The sequence below is a fragment of the Streptomyces agglomeratus genome (genome assembly GCF_001746415.1).
In the GTDB taxonomy this organism is placed as follows: domain Bacteria; phylum Actinomycetota; class Actinomycetes; order Streptomycetales; family Streptomycetaceae; genus Streptomyces; species Streptomyces agglomeratus.
Window position 1 is genome coordinate 2,101,421 of record NZ_MEHJ01000001.1, and the last position, 20,104, is coordinate 2,121,524.

Below are 20,104 nucleotides of genomic sequence, written 5' to 3' on the forward strand. Positions count from 1 at the left end.
CGTGACGGGTCTCCCGGTGTCCGGGCACTGTCCCGGCGTCGCCGGGAAGCGGTCACTTCCCGTGTAGCCGACGCAGGTACGTGTGCATCGGGGGCAGGGTGTCGAGCAGCTCGTCCCGTCGCCTTTGGACCTGCGCGAACACCGCTTCGGCGGATTTGACGGACTCCGGCCGGTAGTCGAGCGGCGTGGGGTCGTGTTCCGGCATCATGCCGAGCCCCGCGAACACGCAGTAGTAGTTGGCGTTGCTCCAGAAGTTCCGGAACTCGGCCTCGAAGTTCCCGTAGTAGGTGCTCTCGTCGGTCACCGGTAGGTCCACCCCGAGGCCGGCCTTGTACATCTCGACCTTGCGGACGAACTCCGGCGCCAGCTCTAGCTCCTTGCACGCCCGCCAGAACGGCGTGTCGTCGCGCGGCGCGAAGCTGAAATGGCCCTGGATGAAGTCTCTCGTGTCGTCGAACATCGCCTCGATCTCGCTGTTGAAGCTTTTCGTCAGCATCGGGTCGAAGCGCTTGTCCGGGAAGTGCTTCACCAGCTGGTAGAGAGCGGCGTAGGTGAAGTAGATCCCGGTGGACTCCAGCGGTTCCAGGAAGCACGACGAAAGACCGATTCCCACACAGTTCTTCACCCATGCCCGCCGGTTCCGGCCGACGCGGAACCGGACGTGGTTCATCGGATGCGTGTCCGGGGAGATGCCCCACATCTGGCAGAACTCCCGGGTGGCCTCCTCCTGCGAGGTGAACCGGCTGGAGTACACATACCCGGTGCCGAAACGGCCGAGCATCGGTATCTTCCAGGCCCAGCCGGAGCTCATCGCTATCGCGGAGGTGTACGGCTCGACGCCGTGCTCTTCGTCGTCATGTTCCAGCCTGGTCGCCACGGCCCGGTCGTTGAGCAGGTGGTCGCTCATGTCCAGGAACGGCTCCTTCATCACCTGGTTGATCAGGAGGCTGCGGAAACCGGAGCAGTCGATGAACAGATCCGCCTCCAGCCTTCGTCCTGATTCGGTGGTGACGGCGACGAGGTGGCCGCGCTGGTCGGTCTCAGCCGCGATGAACTTGTCCTCGATGTGTGTCGCCCCCTGCCTGGCGGTGGCGAACCTGCGCAGGAAGTCCGCGACGAGGTCGGCGTCGAAATGCCAGGCGTAACTCGCCACGCGGCGGCCGTCCGGGAAGCGGGGGGACAGCTTCCGGTCGAAGAGCGCCGGCTGCGGGTAGCAGGCGCGGTCGAACGGCTCATCGGTCAGTCCGTTGAGCTTCTGGTACGTCCAGTAGTGCGACAGCGGCAGGTTGTCGTGGTTGGGAAGCAGGCCGAAGAGGTGGTCGAACTGATCCCCGTACTGCCCGTAGGGCCGTGGGCGGGCCGTACCGGTGCCCGGAGTGCGCCAGTTGATGAATCTGATGCCCATCTTGTAACTGGCGTTGCACTCCGGCATCCACTCCTCTTCGGTCAGGCCTAGGTAGTCGAAGAACACCCGCTGGAGATTGGGGATCGTGGCCTCGCCGACGCCGATCTTCGGGATGGCCGGCGCTTCCAGCACGGTGATCCGGACGGTCGAGCCGAGCGCTTTGCCGAGGTAGGAAGCAGTCATCCAGCCTGCAGTGCCGCCTCCGAGCACGAGTATCTTCTTGATCAGGTTGTCGCTCATGTGCGTCCAATGTCTCGGTGGGATCGAACGGAGTCGCCTGCCGTTCTGCTGGATGCCCGCCGGGGCAGCCCCAGCTGACGGAGCACCGCGGCGCCCAGGTCACTGGCGGGATCGTCGAGATCGAAGGTGATGTCGAAGTGGTTCCGGTGCGTGATCACCAGATCGTGGACGGCGGCCGAACGGGGCGTGGCGGCCTCGACGAGCTCGCGGTGCTGACGCGCGAACTCGGCGGTCTCGGCGCCGCCGCGCGCCACGACCAGCGGCGGCAGCCGGTCCGGGAGGCGGCGGATCGGGCTGAGCCGGGCCGCCGCCTCGGCGTCGAGCCCCAGCGGTTCGTTGACGTAGGTGAGGCGGACCGGCTCGAGGTCGTACACGCCGCTGAGCAGGACCGCTCCAGCGATCACGTCCGCCGGACGGGTGCCTTCGGGCATCCAGCCGTCGAGCAGCGCCATCAGCGCCAGATGAGCGCCGGCGCTGCTTCCGGCGAGCACGATCCGCTCGCTGTCGACCCCGAGGTCCCGGGCGTGCTCCACGAGCCACCAGACGGCCCGTCGTACCTGATCGACGATCTCGTCGAGCCGGTACCGCGGAGCCAGCCCGTAGCCGATGGCCGCGAACGCGGCGCCCGCCGGCACGAGCCGGCGCGCGGGAAAGGAGGAGTCCTCCTTGCCGAGTTCCCGCCAGTAGCCGCCGTGCACGAACACCAGTAGCGGCGCCTGTGGGCCGCGCGCCGGAAAGAAGTCGAGGCTTTCGCAGGGAAGTGAGCCGTACGGGATGTCGGCCTTCACCGGCAGCTCGGTCCTCGTTCGCGCGCTCCGCGTCGTGTACGAGGTGAGGAAGGCGGACAGGTCGTCCACACAGGAGCTCGGAGAATACTGACGGTCAAGCTCGGTCTGGTTGTACCGGCCGTAAACGAGGAAACTCAATGATCGTCCCCATATCACCGGGAGATAGGCATCAGATGGCGGTGCGGGCGCCCAACAGCTCCGGGAAGAAACGGTGTTCGGCCACCTTGCGCAGCCAGCTGACGCCGGAGGTTCCGCCGGTGCCTGGCTTGTGGCCGAGTATGCGTTCCACGGTCAGCAGATGGGTGTAGCGCCATTGCGCGTGCTGATGGTTGAGGTCACACAGTGCTTCGGCCAGGGCGTGAACGTCCGGATGCTCGCGGTGCGACCGGTAGACCCGCGCCCATGCCTGTTCAACCGCGGCGTGCGGCTGGTACGGCTCGGCGAAGTCCCGCTCGACGCAGTGGGCCGGGACGCCCAGGCCGCGGCGCCGGAGCACACCGAGCGCCGCGTCGTACAGGCTCGGTGCCCGCAGCGCGGCCATGACCTGCTCGTACACCCAGCCCACCGGCCGGTACGGTTCTGCCATCCGGGGAGCCTTGTTGCCGAGCGCGAACTCGAGTTGCCGGTACATGTAGGACTGCATGCCCGACGCCGAACCCAGCTCGTCGCGGAAGGCCGCGAACTCCGCCGGCGTGATGGTGCTCACCGGCTCCCACGTCGTCGTGAGCACCCGCTGGACGTGCCCGGCGCGTCGTAGATACCGAAGAGCCTCGTCGAGGTCGTCCGCGAACAACAGGTCTCGTATCCGGTTGACCTCGGTGAACAGCAGTTTGAAGAGCAGTTCCTGGATCTGGCCGGTGATGTAGAACGACAGCTCGGCGGGTTCGTCGGTGCGCGGGTGCTGGAGACCGAGCAGGACGTCCACGTGGTGGTACCCGATGTAGGCCGTGCTCTCGGAGCCGTTCGTGACATCGAAATCGAGCATCGGCTCGCCGCCGGTGCTCTCCGCCCGCCGCCGTCGTTCTTCCTCGGTCAGCGGGGTGTAGGAGAGCGGGGCCGTACGCTCCAGCTCCATTGCGACATCAACTCCCATCAGGTGGCACCCGGCAGTGCCGGAGCTCGAAGGGCAGGCGAGAGGGACAAGGCCGCAGCAGGAACTGAACGCGGACGGCATCCGAGGGCCATGGCCGGAGCATCGCACGCTGACGCGGATACTGATCAGCAATCTTTCGGTTCTCATTCATGGGCTGATGCATGGGCGAACTACCGGTCTTTCCCACGCCTCTTACCGCCTATTCGGGGGCGCCGGCGGCTATCAGCGCGGCAAGCTCGGAGATCGTCGGACAAGCGTAGAAATCCTGCGGGTCGATCTCGACGCCCGTGCGGTCGCTGATCTCCACGATGATCCGGACGGCCATCAGCGAATGACCGCCGAGCTCGAAGAAGTCGTCGTCGACGCCGACGGGGGACGTCTGGGTGAGATCGCCCCACATCTCGGCGAGCCACTGTTCCAGGGGACTGCCGGGGCCACGGTAGTCCGAGCTCAGGTCCCCCCGGCCCGGCGGCGCGTACGCGGTCAGCGCGTCCCGGTCGACCTTGCCGTTGGCGGTCAGGGGCAGGGCATCGAGCCACACCAGGACAGCCGGGATCATGTACGGGGGGACAAGGGTTTCCATGTGCTTGCGCAGGTGCTCGGAGACCAGCGGTTCGTCGGCGACGTAGAACCCGACGAGGGAGCGCTCGTCTCCCGACGACGTGGCGACGATCGCGGCGTCCGCCACGTCCGGGTGCGCGCGCAGCGCGTGTTCCACGTCGCCCGGTTCGATCCGGAAACCGCGGATCTTGACCTGCCCGTCCTCCCGTCCGTGGAAGTCGAGCGCACCGTCCTCGCCGCGAGATCCGAGATCCCCGGTGCGGTACATGCGATCCCCCGGTACCCCGGAGAACGGGTTCGCCACGAACCGCTGAGCGGTCAGCGCCGGATCGTTGAGATAGCCGTGCGCCAGACCGGCGCCGGCCGCGTGGATGCGGCCCGCCTGCCCGTCCGGCGCTGTCCCGACGGCGTCGTCGAGCACGTAGACCGAGGTGCCGTCGATCGCCGGTCCGATCGGCACTCGCGGCGCCGTGACCGGTTCGGTCAGGGGTGCGCAGCAGGTGAACGTGGTGTTCTCGGTGGGGCCGTAGCCGTTGATCAGCGTCGTGCCGGTGAGTTCCGCCATGGCGGCGTTGACCGACTCCACCGACAGCACGTCGCCGCCGGCGAGCAGGAACCTGAGGCCGCGAAGCCGCGCCACGAGCCCTGACGCGACCAGGTGGTGGAACAACCCGGCGGTCAGCCACAGGATCGTCACGCCCTCGCCGCGCACCAGGTCGGCAAGTGCTCCCAGGGGGAGTTGGCCTTCCGGCGCGACCACCATCTTGCCGCCGTTGAGCAGGGGCCCCCAGATCTCCAGGGTCGAGGCGTCGAAGGCGACGGGGGCCAGTTGCAGGAAGACGTCGTCGGGCCCGATCGGCAGATAGCCGGCTCCGACGACCAGCCGTTCGATAGCCCGGTGCGGCACCATGACGCCCTTCGGCTTCCCGGCCGATCCGGAGGTGTACGCGATGTAGGCCGTGCTCTCCGGTGAAGTACGGGTCACCGGGCGCGTCGTCGGCCGGAGCGAAGCGCACGCCGACAGTTCCGGCAGCGGACACCACGGCGGACCCCCGTCCGTGGCGGACGGCTCCCTCTCGTCGGTGATGACCAGCGCCGGACGGGCGTCGAGTAGAACTGTCGCCCGGCGCTCCGCCGGCAGGCGGTGGTCCAGCGCCAGGTAGACACCGCCCGCCTTGAGAACGGCCACCAGGGTGACGATCAGATCGGTCGAGCGGCGCATCAGCAGCGCCACCGGGACCTCGACGTCCACCCCTCGGGCGCGCAGTTCGTGAGCCAGCTGATTCGCCCGGCGGTCCAGCTCGGCATAGGTGAGCTCGCCGCCGGCGCCGCGGACCGCGATCGCCTCCGGACGCTTCGCCGCCTGCTGCTCGAAGACCTCGACGACAGATGCCGCTGTGCCGGACATCCAGAATCCCTTTCTCGTACGACGTACTCCGCGAGACGCTGGCCGGCGCGGGCGGGGAGGCAGCCGGCGGGCCCCTTCTTGGTGACGGCCGCCACCGGGCCGGCCGGAGACCAGGAGAGCGCGAAAGCTCAGTCAGTCGCCGCTGTCGGTCGGATGTTGTGGTTGAACCGGAACAGGTTGTGCGGATCGTGCAGCGTCTTTACGCGTCGCAGCCGCTCGAAGTCCTCGGCCGCGAAGAGTTCCCGCACCTGCTCCTGGCGGACCGGGGCGCCGTCGTTGTAGACGGAGTTGAGGCTGCGGCCGACGGTCCACTGCTTCAGGGCGTCGTAGACGCGCTGGTGGACCGGCCGGGCTGCGGTGGACGGCGCGGCCGTACCGCCGGTCATCACTCGCAGCATGTACGCGGCGTCACGGCCCCCGACCGCGCCCGGGTCGGTGGGCCGGCGGGCGAAGGCCCCGCCGAGGTGACGGATGTCGACGATGCAGGGGACGGCCGCATCGGGTCCGGCCACGTCCACGACGGTCCGCAGGGCCGTGGGATCGAGCTCGCTCAGCAGGACGTTCCCGCCGAAGTAGGCGTGCGGGACGTGCGGGTCCTGGTAGATGGTGCCGACCTCCGTGTACGGCATCTCCCGGACGGTGTCGATCAGACGCGGGCCGAGCGCGCGCAGGGGCGCCACGAGCCGTTCGCCCTCCTCGGCGGAGCCCGTGAAGGCGATCCGGACGTGTGCGACGTAGCGTCCGCGCAGCGGCTCGGGGACGGACGGCAACGATGGGAAGGTCATGAGGCCGATCGAGGAGGTGAGTTCCTCGGGCAGCGTGAGGGTCCACGCGCGGTAGGCGTGCAGCAGGTCGACGGGATGGTCCGCGGCGAAGTGGAGGCCGCCGCCGTAGAGCCTGGTCACCGGCACGAGGGCGGTCTCGATGGCGGTGACGGCGCCGAAGTTGCCGCCGCCACCGCGCAGCGCCCAGAACAGGTCGGGGTCGGAGCCGGCCGTGACGTGGCGCAGCGCGCCGTCGGCGGTGACGATGTCGATGGCGCGGACGTAGTCGCTGGCGTAACCGGTCCGGCGGCCGAGCAGGCCGACGCCGCCGCCGAGGAGGTAGCCGACGACGCCGATGTGCGGAGCTGAGCCGTTGACGGGGGCCAGACCGTGCGGGGCGGCCCGCTCGATGACCTCTCCCCACAGCACGCCGGCCTGGGCGCTGGCGGTTCCGCCCTCCGCGTCCACCAGGACGGCCTTCATCCGGCGGGTGGTGATGAGTACGCCCTCACCGTCCAGGGCCGTGACGATGCCGTGTCCGGTGGACTGCACGGCGACGGGCAGCCTCCGCTCGGCGGCGAAGCGGACCGCGGCGCGCACGTCCTCGGGGCGGGTGGCGCCGACGACGACGGCGGGCCGGTGCCGGAAGCCGGTCTGGAATCCGGTCCGTTCCTCGTCGTACCCTCCGCTGCCGGGCAGCAGGACGGGTCCTCGCACCTCCGCGGCCAGCGTCTCCACGTCCGCGCTCATCCGTTGTTCTCCTCCCGTGGACGGCGGGCCGCCGTCCCGTGTGTGCCGCTCGGTCGACTGGTCCGCTACCTCAGGTACGAGTTGTCCTGCACCCAGTGGAAGCCACGGCCGACCAGCGGGAAGGTGCCGAGGTCGCGGCGGCGCAGATGCAGGCGGAGGTGGTAGCCGTCGGCGTCGCCCTCCAGGATCAGGCGGTCGTCGGCCGGGCGCTCGAAGGTGAACGTCACCTGCCACTTGGGGTCGGCCATCTTGGTCAGCGCGACCGAACGGGCGTTCATGTCGATCGCCGCCATGCAGGGGTCGAGCGAGTCGTCCATGTGCTGGATGGCCACGGCGTCGACGGAGTCCACGACGACTCGGCGCCAGCGCTGGCCGTCGGTCGTCATGGGCGGGTGCCGCTCGCCGTCGATGGAGAAGTCGGTGACGTCCCAGACGCCGTACAACTCGGGCTTTTCCCGTCCGCCCCCGTGGTTCTTCCAGAACGACCAGTCGTTGCGCAGCTGTGCGCCGAGCAGCCAGAGCCCCGCCCCGGCCTGTAGGGCGGTGGCGATCCGGTTCGCCCGGCGGGAGCGGAAGAGGTCCGTGGGGACGGCCGCGGGGACCGGGCGGTCCGTGAGCAGGGCTCCGGCCAGGCGAGGCGTGTGCGGGGCCAGCAGAAGCAGGCTGAGCAGGAGGAGGTGGAAGGAGTGGACCTTGACGGGGACGTCGAAGGTCATGTTGAGGAGGAGCACCTGGGCCATCTCCGCGGCCGACACCAGCGCGCCCAGCGACGCCGTGCGCGGAACGATGAGCAGCAGCCCGCCCGCGATCTCCGCGCAGCCGAGCAGCATCTGGTACGGCTTCGAGGACCCCGTCTGCGCCCACAGCAGGCCCATCGGGCTGAGGTCGCCGAGCGGCTCGACGAGCTTGGACGGCGGCAGCTGGAACTGGAGCGGGACGGCCTTGGCCGCGCCGTAGGAGAACATCTGCCCCGCGAGGCAGAAACGGGCGGCCAGGCGGACCCACTTGTCCAGCGCCGCGCGGTCCGTCCGGTTCCGGTCCAGCACGGACCAGACCGGGGTGGCCGCGGCGGCGCCCGCGAGCCAGCAGAGCTGCCCCGCCCAGGTGTGCGGGTCGTCGCCGCCGTCGAAGCGGTCACCCAGCTCCTTGCCGAGGACCCGGACGGACATCCAGTTCCGCACCGGGCGTACCTCCCAGAGCTTCGCCCAGGAGTCGGCCGCTTCCTGGAGACGTCCCATGCCGCCCCCGCGCAGAGCCAGATAGACCTGAGGGGAGGTCAGGCAGTACAGGCCGGCGTAGGCGAAACCGAACCGGTAGGCGGCGCGGGCGGCCCCGGTCCGGGGAGGCGGGGCCGGGGAGGCGCCGGCCGACGGGACCACCCGTCGGGCCGCCCGGCCGGCCGGTGAGGACGCGACGGTCCGCAGCCACTTGCCTACTCGCACCTTCATCGTTCATCACCTTCGCAAGGGCCGTCTTCGGTGGTCGCGGTCAGCTACGGCGGAAACGTCCGAGCCAGGCGTGTACGTCGAGGAGTTCGGACGTGGTCGGGATGATGCCGCGTATGTGGGTCTCGTCGATCGACTCCACCGTCCAGCCCTCGGCGAAGCCGTGGCGCAAGTGGTCGGCGGAGCGCTTGAGGCAGGGCGGCTCGTCGTTGTCCGGAAGCGGCGCCGGTATTTCCTCGATGGCCTCGGCGAGCCGCGCCTGCATCTCCGCGGACCCCCGGTCGCTGATCGAGAGGATGTGCGCCACCGCCCCCGGGCGGCAGGCCCGGTGCAGGGCCGCCGCGTAGGAACGCAGAGTGTCGCCCTCGAAGGTGTGGGCGAGGCCGGAGTCGATCACAGTGTCGAAGCACCCTTCCCAGCCCTTGAGGTCGAGGGCGTCGGCGACTTCGAAGACGGCGTCGAGTCCGCGTGCCCCGGCCTTGTCGCGGGCGAGGGAGATCGCCGTCGGGGACAGGTCCAGCCCTGTCACCGCGTACCCCTTGCCCGCCAGGTGGAGGGCGTCCTCACCGGTGCCGCAGCCCGCGTCGAGGACCGCGCCACCGATGAGTCCCGCTTCCTCCAGGGCGACGTAGGCGGGCTGGGGCGCCCCGATGTCCCACGGCGGGCGTTTGCCGAAGGGGCTCTCCCCGCGGTAGACGGCGTCGAACACTTCGGTCATCGGGGCGGGTCCGTCGGGGGCGGCGACAGGTTCAGTCATGGCTGCCATGATTGCGTCGCCCCCCGGTGCGTCCCCGGTCTCTTGCGGACTTCTGTCAGGGAGGCACCCCGCCGTCAGCGTGAGCCGTACTTGCGGACCGCGAGCGGGGCGAACACCGCGATCAGGCCGATCGACCAGGCCACGGTCTGGAGGACGTAGCTCGTCGCCGGGCCCCCGGTGAACAGTGCGCGCAGGGCGTTCACGGCCACCGTCATGGGGCTGTGGGCAGCGTACGCCTGGAGCCAGCCCGGCATCGTGTCGGTCGGTACGAACGCCGAGGAGATCAGGGTGAACGGGAAGATCCACACGCCGCCGACCGCCTGGGCGGCTTCCGCGTTGCGCACCGACAGCCCGAGGTAGGCGGCGAACCACGACACCGCGTAGCCGAACAGCAGCAACAGCAGCAGGCCGGCCAGCGCGGGCAGGAGGCCGTTGTGGAACCGGAAGCCGACCAGCACGCCGACTCCCACGGTCACACAGGCCACGCCGACGTTGCGGAAGATCTCCGACAGCGTGCGTCCGATGAGCACGGCGGTACGGCTCATCGGCATCGAGCGGAAGCGGTCCATGAGGCCCTCGCGCATCTCGGCGGCGACCCCGATGGTCGTGCCGGCGGCGGAGCCGTAGAGCGCCATCTGGACGAGGACGCCCGGCAGCAGGAACTGGGCGTAGCGTTCGCCGCCGACGTCCATGGCGCCGCCGAAGACGTACGTGAACAGCAGGATGAACATCACCGGCTGGACCAGCGAGAACATCACCAGATCGGGGCTGCGCAGCACGTGCCGTACGTTGCGCAGCGTCATCTGCCACACGTCGGAGAGCCACCACCCGAGGGTGTTCCGCGACTGCGTGTACGACGTGCCGCTCTCCCGTGTCAGGGTGGTGGAGGTCATGTTCGCCCGGTTTCCTTCCCGCTGTTGCGCCGGTCGGCACCGTGATCGGCGGACCGGCCGGTCACGGCGAGAAAAACGTCGTCGAGAGTGGGCCGGCGGAGCGCCACGTCACCGATCGCGATCCCCGACTCCCTGAGCAGGTGGAGCAGGTCGGGCAGGGTGCCGCCGTCGGGCAGCGGAGCGTGGACCACCATCTTCTGCGGGTCGGCGACCGGGTCGGCGCCCAGCCGCTCCCGCAGGAGCCGCACCGTCTGTTCCATGCCTTCGCCGTCCAACAGCGTGATGCCGACCCGGTCCTGACCCACCTGGGCCTTCAGCTCGTCCGGGGTGCCGCCGGCGATGACCCTGCCCCGGTCGATGACCGACAGGGAGTCGGCGAGTTGGTCCGCCTCCTCCAGGTACTGCGTGGTGAGCAGTACGGTCGTGCCCTCCGCGACCAGTTCGCGCACGAGTCGCCACACCTCCATGCGGCTGCGCGGATCGAGGCCGGTGGTCGGCTCGTCGAGGAAGATGAGCCTGGGCCGCGCCATGAGGCTGGCGGCGACGTCGAGCCGGCGCCGCATTCCGCCGGAGTAGGTCCTGGGCTGCCGGTCGGCCGCGTCGTCCAGGCCGAAGCGTTCCAGCAGTTCGCCCGCGCGGGCCCGGCAGTCGGACTTCGACAGCCGGAACAGCCTGCCGATCATGTGCAGGTTCTCGCGCCCGGTGAGGAGTTCGTCGACGGCGGCGTACTGGCCGGTGAGGCCGATGACCGACCGGATCCGACCGGGGTCGTCACGCACGTCCACGCCGAACACCTCGGCCGCTCCCTCGTCCGGCCTGATGAGGGTGGCCAGGACCCGGACGGTGGTGGTCTTGCCGGCGCCGTTGGGGCCGAGCAGGCCGTGCACCGTGCCCTCGGACACCGTGAGGTCGAGGTGGTCGAGGGCGGTGAGCGAGCCGAAACGCTTGCACAGTCCGGCCGTTCTGATCGCTGCTGGCATCTGCCGTGGTTCCTTTCCGGATCCGACGCGACCCTGAATTGAGTGGTGGCGGGGCAACCGGTTCAGCGGCGCACAGCGCCGAGCAACGCCGACATGTGGATGGCGTCGGCGGCCGCGGCGCCCGCCGCGGCCGACACGGTGACCGACTGCTTCCAGCGGCTGGTCAGGTCCCCGGCCGCGTACAGGCCCGGCACGCTGGTGCACTGGGAGGCGTCGACGCCGATGAAGCCGGCGTCGTCGACCGTCAGCTTCAGCTCTTCGGCCGCCTGCCTGACGACGGGTTGCTGCCGCTGTCGCGGCGTCCAGACCAGGGTCTCCCGCTCCAGGACCCGGCCGTCGTCCAACTCGACGGCGTACAGCACCCCTTGGTGGTGGTGCAGGCGGCGGACCGTTCCCGTGACGACCTCGCCCCCGCTGCTCCGCGCCGTCGCGCGAGCGGTCTCCAGGCCGGGCATGGACTCCTGGCAGATCGCGATGGTGTCCTCGCTCCAGGCGAGGAAGGCCACGGCCGACAGTCCCGCGAGATCCGCGTTGTCGGCGACGGTCGCCCAGCGCCCGCCGGCGTTCTCCTCGCCGAGGCAGAACGGGCAGTGGATCACGCTGCGGCCCCAGCACTCCGCGAAACCGTCCACGTCGGCCGGGAGGACGTCCACGACACCGGTGGCGAGCAGAACGGTACGGGCCTCGACGGTCCCACCGCCGCCGACGGCGACCCGGAAGCCTCCGCCCGGAGCGGGGGTCACGCTCTCGGCGTCGGCCTCCAGCCGCTCGACGGTCGCGTACCGGGAGAGTTCCCGCCAGGCGCGCGCCCGGAACTCGGCGGGTGTGACGCCGTCCATTCCGACATGGCCGTGAACACCCGCCGACGCGCTGTTGCGCGGTGCCCGTGGGCTGTCCACGACGGTCACCGGGTGCCGGTATCTGGCCAGGCTGAGCGCCGCGGTGAGCCCGGCGGGGCCGGCTCCCACGATCACGGTGGTGTGGTCGGCGTGCGAGGACATCGGTCTGATCCCTTCCGTCGGGCGGCGTGAGCGGGTCCGTCCACCGTGGGAGCGGTCCGGCGGGTGCGCGGTGGGAAACGCCGGAACGGGCTGTCGACGGGCGGAGGCCGTCGGCCCGCATTGTGGTCGCCGCCGCGGTGCGGGAGAGGTGCGGGCGAAAGAGGTGAGCCAGACAGTCGTGCGCGTACGGCGGTACGGGAGACGTCGGCTTGCGGCCCGGCGCGGGCCGGCCACGGTCAGCGGCCCCCGCCCCCGCCCCCTGTCACCAGGCGGGGGGGCGGGCGGGGGCCGCGTGGCGTCAGGCGCCGACGTACTGTGCGAGGTGCTCGCCCGTGAGGGTGGGGCGGTCGGCGACGAGCTCGGCGGGCGTGCCCTCGAAGACGATCTTGCCGCCGTCGTGGCCGGCGCCGGGGCCGAGGTCGATGATCCAGTCCGCGTGCGCCATGACCGCCTGGTGGTGCTCCACGACGATGACCGTCTTGCCGGCGTCCACCAACCGGTCGAGCAGGGCGAGCAGTTGCTCGACGTCGGCCAGGTGCAGGCCGCTGGTCGGCTCGTCGAGGATGTAGACACTGCCCGTTCCGGCCATGTGACCGGCGAGCTTCAGCCGTTGCCGCTCTCCGCCGGAGAGGGTGGTGAGCGGCTGGCCGAGGCTGAGATAGCCCAGGCCGACCTCGGCGAGCCGGTCGAGGACGGCATACGCGGCCGGCGTCCGTGCCTCACCGCTGCGGAAGAACTCGGCGGCCTCGGCCACCGGCATCGCGAACACCTCGCTGATGTCCCGACCGCCGAGCCGGTACTGGAGCACCGAAGCCTGGAACCGCTTGCCCTCGCACTCCTCGCAGGTGGTGGCGACGCCGGCCATGATCGCCAGGTCCGTGTAGATGACACCTGCGCCCTTGCAGGTGGGGCAGGCGCCCTCGGAATTCGGGCTGAACAGTGCGGGCTTGACCCCGTTGACCTTGGCGAACGTCTTGCGGATCGGTTCGAGCATGCCGGTGTAGGTGGCCGGGTTGCTGCGCCGGGAGCCCTTGATGGGCGACTGGTCCACCGTGACGACGCCGTCGCGGCCCGCTACCGAGCCGTGGATCAGGGAACTCTTGCCGGAGCCCGCGACGCCGGTGAGCACGGTGAGCACGCCGAGCGGGATGTCCACGTCGACGTCGCGCAGGTTGTGGGCGTTCGCGCCGCGCACCTCCAGCACACCGGACCGCTCGCGCACGGACGGCTTCAGTGAGGCCCGGTCGTCCAGGTGCCGTCCGGTGACGGTGCCGCTGGCCCGCAGGCCCTCGACGGTGCCCTCGAAGACGACCTCGCCGCCCTTGGTGCCGGCGTGCGGTCCCAGGTCGACGACGTGGTCGGCGATCACGATCGTCTCCGGCTTGTGCTCCACGACCAGCACGGTGTTGCCCTTGTCGCGCAGTCGCAGCAGCAGGTCGTTCATGCGCTGGATGTCGTGCGGGTGCAGGCCGACGGTGGGCTCGTCGAAGACGTAGGTGACGTCGGTGAGCGCGGAGCCCAGGTGGCGGACCATCTTGACGCGCTGGGCCTCACCGCCCGAGAGCGTGCTCGATGCCCGGTCGAGCGAGAGGTAGCCCAGGCCGATCTGGACGAACGAGTCGAGGGTCTGGCCGAGCACGGTGAGCAGTGTCGTGACCGACGGGTCGGTCAGACCGCGGGCCCAGGCCGCGAGGTCGCTGATCTGCATGGCGCAGGCGTCGGCGATGCTCAGGCCGTCGATCTTCGCGGACCGGGCGGTCTCGCTGAGCCTGGTGCCGTGGCACTCGGGGCAGACGGAGAACGCCACCGCCCGTTCCACGAAGGCACGGATGTGCGGCTGGAGCGTCTCCTTGTCCTTGGACAGGAACGACTTGCGCACCCGCGCGAGGAGGCCCTCGTAGGTGGTGTTGACGCCCTTCACCTTGACCTTGACCGGGTCCCGGTGCAGGAAGTCGTACCTCTCCTGCTCGGTGTAGTCGCGGATCGCCTTGTGCGGGTCGAGGAAGCCCGACTCGGTGAACGACTGCACCACCCAGCCGTCGGGCTTCCAGCCGGGGACCGTGACCGCGCCGTCCGCGAGCGACTTGGAGTCGTCGAGGAGCTGGGCGGGATCGATGTCCGAGACCGTGCCCATGCCCTCGCAGCGCAGGCACATGCCGCCGACGACGCTGAAGCCCTTCTCGATCTTCTTGCCGTTCACCACGAGGACACCCGAGGCGTCGGCCGAGGCGACGTTGAAGGCGAACGCCTTCTGCGACCCGATGTGCGGCTTGGCGAGCCGGCTGAAGAGGATGCGCAGCAGTGTGCCCGCGTCGGTGGCGGTGCCGACCGTGGAACGGAGGCTGCTGCCCATCGGCTGCTGGTCGACGAGGATCGCGGTGGTCAGCCCGTCGAGCACATCGACCTCGGGCCGCGCCAGGGTGGGCATGAAGCCCTGGATGAAGGCGCTGTACGTCTCGTTGATCAGCCGCTGCGACTCCGCGGCGATCGTGTCGAACACCAACGAGCTCTTGCCCGAGCCGGAGACCCCGGTGAACACGGTCAGCCGCCGTTTGGGGATCTCCACATGCACGTTCTTGAGGTTGTTCTCGCGAGCCCCGTGCACACGGATCAGATCGTGGCTGTCGGCGGCACACAGCCCAGGAGGCTGGGTGTCCGTCTCCGTGCCAGCGGTCATGTTGTCCCTCCCGTTTGTCGGACGCGGCATGCCTTCGTCAGGTGACGTGGTGACGAGTTCCTGAACGTCCCGGTTCATGGGACTCAAGCGTATACCTGCAAAGTCGGTTGAGGGTTTTGGAGAAGCATAGGAGAAACTACGCGGATTCCTTGGGATAAAGTCTCAAACCGTGAAGCACCTGCGTCCGTTCGACCTGGCCCGTGAGCACGGCATTTCCACCCAGGCGGTCCGTAACTACGAGCGGGACGGGTTCATCCCGCTCGCCCGGCGCACCCCGTCCGGCTACCGCACCTACACCGAGACCCACGCGGCGGCCCTGCGCGCCTATCTGGCGCTCGTCCAGGCTTACGGGTACGCCACGGGCGGAGAGATCATGCGGTCGCTCAACACCGGCGACCTCGACGCCGCGCTGACGGCCGTCGACCGCGGCCACGCCCAACTGCTGCGCGACCGGAGCACGCTGGACGCGGTGGGACGGGCGGTGGAGCACCTCACCTCCGCCCCCGGCCTCGCCGAGCACACGTCCGCCGACGGCGAGCCGCTCAGCATCGGCGAACTCGCGCGCCGTCTGGGGGTGACCGCGGCGACCCTGCGGAACTGGGAAGCGGTGGGCATCCTCACCCCGGCGCGCGAGCCGGTCACCGGCCACCGCTCGTTCGGCGCCACGGACGTACGCGACGCCGAGCTGACCCATCTCCTGCGGCGCGGGGGCTACCCGCTGGAGCACATCCGCACGGTGGTCCGGCAGATCCGCACGGCCGGCGGCACCGAGGCGCTGTCCGCCGCCCTCGACGACTGGCGGCGACGGCTCACAGCCCGCGGCGTTTCCATGCTCGGCGCGGCGGCCCAGCTCGGCGGGTACGTGGCCCAGTTGGGCGTCCCAGCCGGACCGCCGGCCACCACGGAACCGGCTCCCGCGCCGGGGTCCCCGCCGACGGTTTGAGCCTCGTGGCCCGGCGGGTCCGCCCGCTGCACCGGCGGCATCGCCGTAAGCCTCAACGGGTCTTTCAATGATTCGATTGACAGACATGAGCAAGGACTTTCACAACCTTCCCGTGGCCTCGTGCGCTGTGCTGGCGCTCGGCGAACCCACCCACCGGGAGCCCGCCTTCGGGTGGGTGCGCAACGAGCTGTTCGCCCGGCTGGCCGACCTCGGCTTCCGCTCGATCGCCCTGGAGACCGACCGCGTGGCCGCGCTGCGCGTCGACGACTTCGTCAAGGGCGGCGACGGCGATCTCGACGAGGTGACACGGGAGGGCTTCTCCCACGACTTCGGGAACCTGGAGACCAACCGGTGCCTCGTCGCCTGGATGCGCGACCACAACGCGACCCGGCCGCCGGAGGAGCGGCTGAGCTTTCACGGCTTCGACGTCCCTACGGAGACGACCAGTGCCCCCAGCCCGCGGCGCTGTCTCGAATTCGCCCGGGACTACCTGCGGCTCGACCTCGACCTCGCCGGGCTGCTGGGCGCGGACGAGCAATGGAGCCGTACGGAGGCGGTGATGGACCCGGCCATGTCGGTCGGCGCCACGCCCGAGGCCGAGCGGCTGCGGTCCCTCGCCGACGACATGCTCACCCTGCTCCACTCCAACGCCGCCGAGCGGATCGCGCAGACCTCGCGCGCGGAGTGGCTCCGGGCCCGGGCACACCTCACCGCCGGCCTCGGTCTGCTGCGCTACCACCGGCAGGCGGCCCAGCGCCTGGAGAACAACGACCGGCTGTCCCGGCTGTTCGCCACCCGGGACGCGCTCATGGCACAGAACCTCCTCGACATCCGCAGCATCGAGGGCCGCCGGGGCGCGACGCTGGTTTTCGCCCACAACGTGCACCTCCAGCGGACCCCGAGCACGTGGAGCCTGGGAGACCTGTCCGTCAACTGGCCGGGGGCCGGCACCGTCGTGGCACCGCTGCTGGGCGAGCAGTACGTCTTCATCGTCGGCAGCCTGGGGCGCAGTGAGGCCGTCGGGCTGGGCGACCCCGATCCGGGCACCTACGAGAGCCGCCTACAGGAGCGCGTCACCGATTGGGCCATGGCCCCCACCGGCAAGGTCGCCGCCGCCCGGACCCGGACGGACACCACCCCGCAGCAGGGCTACTTCCCGCTCGACGGAGCCACGCTGGCCACCGCCGACGCGGTCCTGCACGTCAGCGACGGCGCCGCCGTCAGCCGGGACCTCCTGCGCGTACCCGCAGGTGCTGGGAGCGGGCACTGACAGAGAAGGGAAGGATTCGCCGGGCTCCCCGGTCGCCGGAGATTAGATTCGCCGTCGATCAGGGAGCCCCCGAAGGAGCTGACCGCGCTTGAACACGGTTCCGGCACTGTTCGAGTCAACCGTCGCCAGACGGGGCGGAGAACCCGCCCTCATCGACGGGGAGAGCACCCTCGGTTACGCGGAGCTGAACACCCGGATCAACCGGCTCGCCCGCAGGCTCATCGCGCACGGTGTCGGCCCCGACTCGCTCGTCGCGGTCGCGATGCCGAAGTCGAGCGAACTGATCGTGGCGATCATGGCGGTGCTCAAGGCCGGCGGCGCCTACCTTCCGCTCGATCCGGGCTATCCGGCGGAACGGCTGCGGTTCATGCTGGCCGACGCGCGGCCGGTGCTGCTGCTGCGGTCCTCCTCGGTGGCGCCCCTCGGCGCGGGTCCGGAGGAACTCGTCCTCGACGAACCGGCGTTCAGCGCCGCGTGCGCGGCTCTGCCGGGGCACGACGTCGCCCAGCACGAGCGCCGTGCCGTACTGCGCCCCGAGCACCTGATGTACGTCATCTACACCTCGGGGTCGACCGGAACGCCCAAGGGTGTCGCCGTGCCGCACAGCGGTGTGCGCGACATGGCCGCCACCCAGGCGGCCGTCCTGCGGGCGGGCCCCGGCGACCGCGTGCTCCAGTGGGCGTCCATCAGTTTCGACGCCGCCTTCTGGGACGTGTCCCTGGCGCTGCTGTCCGGGGCGGCACTCGTGATGGTGCCCGCCGAGGACCTGATGCCGGGCCATCCGCTGTGGAACACCCTGTTCAAGTACGGCATCACGCACGCGGTACTGCCCCCGGTGGCGCTCAGCGAGACCGACGCCGAGGACATCCTGCTCGGCGGGACCGTCATGTCCACGGGAGACAGCTGTACGCCGACGCTGGTGCGCAAGTGGTCGCGGGCACGGCGGATGTTCAACGGTTACGGCCCGACCGAGGTGACGGTCGGGGCGACGATCGGCGGGCCGGTGCGCGACGCCGGTGACGTCGGGATCGGCATGCCGTGGATCGGCAACGAGGTACACGTGCTCGACGAGCGCCTGCGCCCGGTGCCGCCCGGCACGGAGGGCGAGCTGTACATCGCGGGCAGCGGACTGGCGCGCGGCTATCTTCACCGGTTCGGGGCGACCGCGGCGAAGTTCGTGGCCGACCCGTTCGGGCCGCCCGGCAGCCGGATGTACCGCACGGGCGACCTGGGCGGCAGGGGGCCGGACGGCGAGCTCTTCTTCGCGGGCCGCGCGGACGGGCAGGTGAAGCTGCGCGGTTTCCGCGTCGAACTCGGTGAGATCGAAAGCCGGCTCGCCGCCCATCCGGCGGTGGACGTCGCCGTCGCCGTGGTGCGGGGTGAGCTGGCCGAGGCGCATGTCGTCGGCTACGTCACCACCACGGCGCCGGTCGAGCCGGACGACCTGCGCGCCCATGTCGCCGAGTCGCTGCCCGCGCACATGGTGCCCGCACGGGTCACGGTGCTGGAGCGGTTCCCCACGCTCGCCAACGGCAAGATCGACCGGGGGGCCCTGCCGCAGCCGGACACTGGGGCCGAGGGGTTCCCGGACGGCGGGCGGGCGCAGGACGCCGCCGAGGCGGATGGCTGCGCGGCCGTGGTCTGCGCGATCGTGCGGGACATCCTCGGGGTCCCGGAGGCGAGGCTCTGCGACAACTTCTTCCAGCTCGGCGGGCACTCGGTGCAGGCGACCAGGCTGACCGCCCGGATCCGGGAGCGGTTCGAGGTCGCGCTGTCGATCCGGACCGTGCTGGAGGCGGCGACGATCGGCGAGCTGGCCGCGGCCGTCGAGAGCCGGCTCTCCGGCTGACGGCCGTCAGCGGAAGGCGACCGGCAGGCTGCCGTAGCCGTTCAGGAAGTTGGAGTAGATCGGTGTGGGCTTGCCGCACACCTCGATCTCGCTGACCGACTCGGTGAGCGCGCTCAGCAGTGCGCGCAGTTCCGTCCGGCCGAGGAACGCGCCGACGCAGAAGTGCGGGCCGTGGCCGAAGGAGAGGTGCTTGTTGGGCGAGCGGGCCGGGTCGAACCGGCGCGGCTGGTCGAACACCTCCTCGTCGTTGTTGGCGGAGGTGTTCCACAGCGTCACGATGTCGCCCGCGCGCACCCGCCGGCCGCCTATCTCCATGTCCCGGGTCACGGTACGGGCGAAGTGCATGGCCGGCGTGGCCCAGCGCAGTACTTCCTCGACCGCCGTGTCGATCGCGGCCGACCCTTCGCGCAGCGCCCGCCACTGGGCGGGGTGCTCGGCGAACGTCTTCACCGCGCAGATCGCGGACACGCGGGAGGACTCGTCGCCGCCGAGCACGAGGCTGTAGCAGTTGAGAGCGACCTCCTCCAGCGTCAGCGGGCGGTCTCCCACCTCCGCCGTCGCGATCATGCTGATGACGTCGTCGCCTGGGTCGCCGCGGCGGTGCCGGGCGAGGTCCATGAAGTAACCGATGATCTCGTTCCGGGCCTCCAGGGAGTCCAGCCGGTCGGACTCGGCGTCGTGCGAGGAGAGGGCCAGTTTGTTCCAGCGCAGCAGCTTCTCGCGGTCCGCCTCCGGGATGGAGAGCAGATCGCAGATCGTGTTCATCGGGATGTGCTCGGCGACCTCCGCCGCGAAGTCGAACCCGCCCTGCCCGGTGACGGTCTTGATGAGCCGTGACGTCCGTTCCCATATCTTCTGTTCGACCGCGCCGAGGACGCGCGGGGAGAAGGCGCGCAGCATCAGGTTGCGCAGTTCGCGGTGGCGGGGCCGGTCGGTGACCGCGAGCATCTTGCCGCCTGCCGAGTCACCGCCGCTCAGAAGGACATCCAGCACGGTCCCGCGAGCGGAACTCAGGGATCGTACGTCGGAGTAGCAGGCCAGCACGTCGGCGTGGCGAGCGACGACCCAGAAGCCGGGGTCCCCCTGGTGCCAGTACACGGGCCGGGACTTCCGCACGTCGCGCCAGAACTCGTATGCGTCGTGCCGTACGAAGGTGGTCGCGTCGGTCAGGTCCAGCTCGGTCGGGATGGTCATGCCGGAAGCGTGCCAACGGCGGCGCCGACGCCGGGTATTTCTTGCTCAGGTATTTCTCCTTGAATGAGAGACGAAAGATTGCTGAT

15 protein-coding genes are annotated in these 20,104 nt (G+C 70.2%); 3 read left to right on the plus strand and 12 right to left on the minus strand.

All coding sequences use genetic code 11. The features are described 5' to 3' along the window. Window positions 1-52 precede the first annotated feature (52 nt). From AS594_RS08825 to AS594_RS08875, 11 genes are all read right to left on the minus strand, one after another. Window positions 53-1,645: a tryptophan halogenase family protein gene (locus AS594_RS08825; RefSeq protein WP_069926446.1), complete on the minus strand. Its 1,593-nt coding sequence runs from the start codon at window positions 1,643-1,645 to the stop codon at window positions 53-55. Beyond that, window positions 1,642-2,571, minus strand: coding sequence for an alpha/beta hydrolase (locus AS594_RS08830; protein ID WP_069926447.1), 930 nt, complete (start codon window positions 2,569-2,571; stop codon window positions 1,642-1,644). Before AS594_RS08830 ends, AS594_RS08825 begins: the two co-directional genes overlap by 4 nt. A gap of 31 nt (window positions 2,572-2,602) precedes the next feature. Next, a complete protein-coding gene (locus tag AS594_RS08835; RefSeq protein WP_240508971.1) occupies window positions 2,603-3,526 on the minus strand; it encodes a tryptophan 2,3-dioxygenase in 924 nt (307 codons plus the stop codon). Between the two features lie 199 nt (window positions 3,527-3,725). Continuing rightward, a complete protein-coding gene (locus tag AS594_RS08840; RefSeq protein ID WP_079148247.1) occupies window positions 3,726-5,495 on the minus strand; it encodes a non-ribosomal peptide synthetase in 1,770 nt (589 codons plus the stop codon). 128 nt (window positions 5,496-5,623) lie between these two features. Then, on the minus strand, window positions 5,624-7,009 hold the full coding sequence (locus AS594_RS08845; protein WP_069926448.1) for an FAD-binding oxidoreductase: 1,386 nt from the start codon (window positions 7,007-7,009) through the stop codon (window positions 5,624-5,626). Between the two features lie 65 nt (window positions 7,010-7,074). Then, the gene (locus AS594_RS08850; RefSeq protein ID WP_079144717.1) at window positions 7,075-8,457 is read right to left on the minus strand and encodes a hypothetical protein; all 1,383 of its coding nucleotides are present in this window, start codon (window positions 8,455-8,457) and stop codon (window positions 7,075-7,077) included. A gap of 40 nt (window positions 8,458-8,497) precedes the next feature. Next, window positions 8,498-9,211 carry a class I SAM-dependent methyltransferase gene (locus AS594_RS08855; RefSeq protein WP_167368007.1) on the minus strand — a complete coding sequence of 238 codons (714 nt, stop codon included), beginning with the start codon at window positions 9,209-9,211 and terminating at the stop codon, window positions 8,498-8,500. A gap of 74 nt (window positions 9,212-9,285) precedes the next feature. Beyond that, the gene (locus AS594_RS08860; RefSeq protein WP_069933190.1) at window positions 9,286-10,104 is read right to left on the minus strand and encodes an ABC transporter permease; all 819 of its coding nucleotides are present in this window, start codon (window positions 10,102-10,104) and stop codon (window positions 9,286-9,288) included. Beyond that, on the minus strand, window positions 10,101-11,084 hold the full coding sequence (locus AS594_RS08865; protein ID WP_069926451.1) for an ATP-binding cassette domain-containing protein: 984 nt from the start codon (window positions 11,082-11,084) through the stop codon (window positions 10,101-10,103). The genes AS594_RS08860 and AS594_RS08865 overlap by 4 nt, the downstream gene beginning before the upstream one ends. 62 nt (window positions 11,085-11,146) lie before the next feature. Beyond that, complete coding sequence (locus AS594_RS08870) at window positions 11,147-12,085, minus strand: NAD(P)/FAD-dependent oxidoreductase (protein ID WP_069926452.1); 939 nt, start codon at window positions 12,083-12,085, stop codon at window positions 11,147-11,149. Window positions 12,086-12,383: 298 nt separating this feature from the next. Continuing rightward, the gene (locus tag AS594_RS08875) at window positions 12,384-14,762 is read right to left on the minus strand and encodes an ATP-binding cassette domain-containing protein (RefSeq protein WP_069930378.1); all 2,379 of its coding nucleotides are present in this window, start codon (window positions 14,760-14,762) and stop codon (window positions 12,384-12,386) included. A gap of 169 nt (window positions 14,763-14,931) precedes the next feature. Between AS594_RS08875 and AS594_RS08880 the strand changes: the two genes are divergently transcribed. The 3 genes from AS594_RS08880 (at window position 14,932) to AS594_RS08890 (ending at window position 18,824) form a co-directional block, all read left to right on the plus strand. Continuing rightward, the gene (locus AS594_RS08880; protein ID WP_107357957.1) at window positions 14,932-15,705 is read left to right on the plus strand and encodes a TioE family transcriptional regulator; all 774 of its coding nucleotides are present in this window, start codon (window positions 14,932-14,934) and stop codon (window positions 15,703-15,705) included. 85 nt (window positions 15,706-15,790) lie between these two features. Then, complete coding sequence (locus AS594_RS08885; RefSeq protein WP_069926453.1) at window positions 15,791-16,975, plus strand: erythromycin esterase family protein; 1,185 nt, start codon at window positions 15,791-15,793, stop codon at window positions 16,973-16,975. Window positions 16,976-17,063: 88 nt separating this feature from the next. Continuing rightward, entirely contained in the window at window positions 17,064-18,824 is a 1,761-nt protein-coding gene (locus tag AS594_RS08890) for a non-ribosomal peptide synthetase (protein ID WP_107357956.1), read from the plus strand. Between the two features lie 6 nt (window positions 18,825-18,830). Here AS594_RS08890 and AS594_RS08895 read toward each other — a convergent pair whose 3' ends face one another. Next, on the minus strand, window positions 18,831-20,018 hold the full coding sequence (locus tag AS594_RS08895) for a cytochrome P450 (RefSeq protein ID WP_069926454.1): 1,188 nt from the start codon (window positions 20,016-20,018) through the stop codon (window positions 18,831-18,833). Window positions 20,019-20,104 lie beyond the last annotated feature (86 nt).

What these genes read in the sequence shown, in the direction of transcription:
- AS594_RS08825 (WP_069926446.1), bottom strand. Translation starts at nt 1,645, where the DNA reads ATGAGCGACAACCTGATCAAGAAGATACTCGTGCTCGGAGGCGGCACT.
- AS594_RS08835 (WP_240508971.1), bottom strand. Translation starts at nt 3,526, where the DNA reads ATGGGAGTTGATGTCGCAATGGAGCTGGAGCGTACGGCCCCGCTCTCC.
- AS594_RS08840 (WP_079148247.1), bottom strand. Translation starts at nt 5,495, where the DNA reads ATGTCCGGCACAGCGGCATCTGTCGTCGAGGTCTTCGAGCAGCAGGCG.
- AS594_RS08845 (WP_069926448.1), bottom strand. Translation starts at nt 7,009, where the DNA reads ATGAGCGCGGACGTGGAGACGCTGGCCGCGGAGGTGCGAGGACCCGTC.
- AS594_RS08850 (WP_079144717.1), bottom strand. Translation starts at nt 8,457, where the DNA reads ATGAAGGTGCGAGTAGGCAAGTGGCTGCGGACCGTCGCGTCCTCACCG.
- AS594_RS08855 (WP_167368007.1), bottom strand. Translation starts at nt 9,211, where the DNA reads ATGACTGAACCTGTCGCCGCCCCCGACGGACCCGCCCCGATGACCGAA.
- AS594_RS08860 (WP_069933190.1), bottom strand. Translation starts at nt 10,104, where the DNA reads ATGACCTCCACCACCCTGACACGGGAGAGCGGCACGTCGTACACGCAG.
- AS594_RS08865 (WP_069926451.1), bottom strand. Translation starts at nt 11,084, where the DNA reads ATGCCAGCAGCGATCAGAACGGCCGGACTGTGCAAGCGTTTCGGCTCG.
- AS594_RS08870 (WP_069926452.1), bottom strand. Translation starts at nt 12,085, where the DNA reads ATGTCCTCGCACGCCGACCACACCACCGTGATCGTGGGAGCCGGCCCC.
- AS594_RS08875 (WP_069930378.1), bottom strand. Translation starts at nt 14,762, where the DNA reads ATGACCGCTGGCACGGAGACGGACACCCAGCCTCCTGGGCTGTGTGCC.
- AS594_RS08885 (WP_069926453.1), top strand. Translation starts at nt 15,791, where the DNA reads ATGAGCAAGGACTTTCACAACCTTCCCGTGGCCTCGTGCGCTGTGCTG.
- AS594_RS08895 (WP_069926454.1), bottom strand. Translation starts at nt 20,018, where the DNA reads ATGACCATCCCGACCGAGCTGGACCTGACCGACGCGACCACCTTCGTA.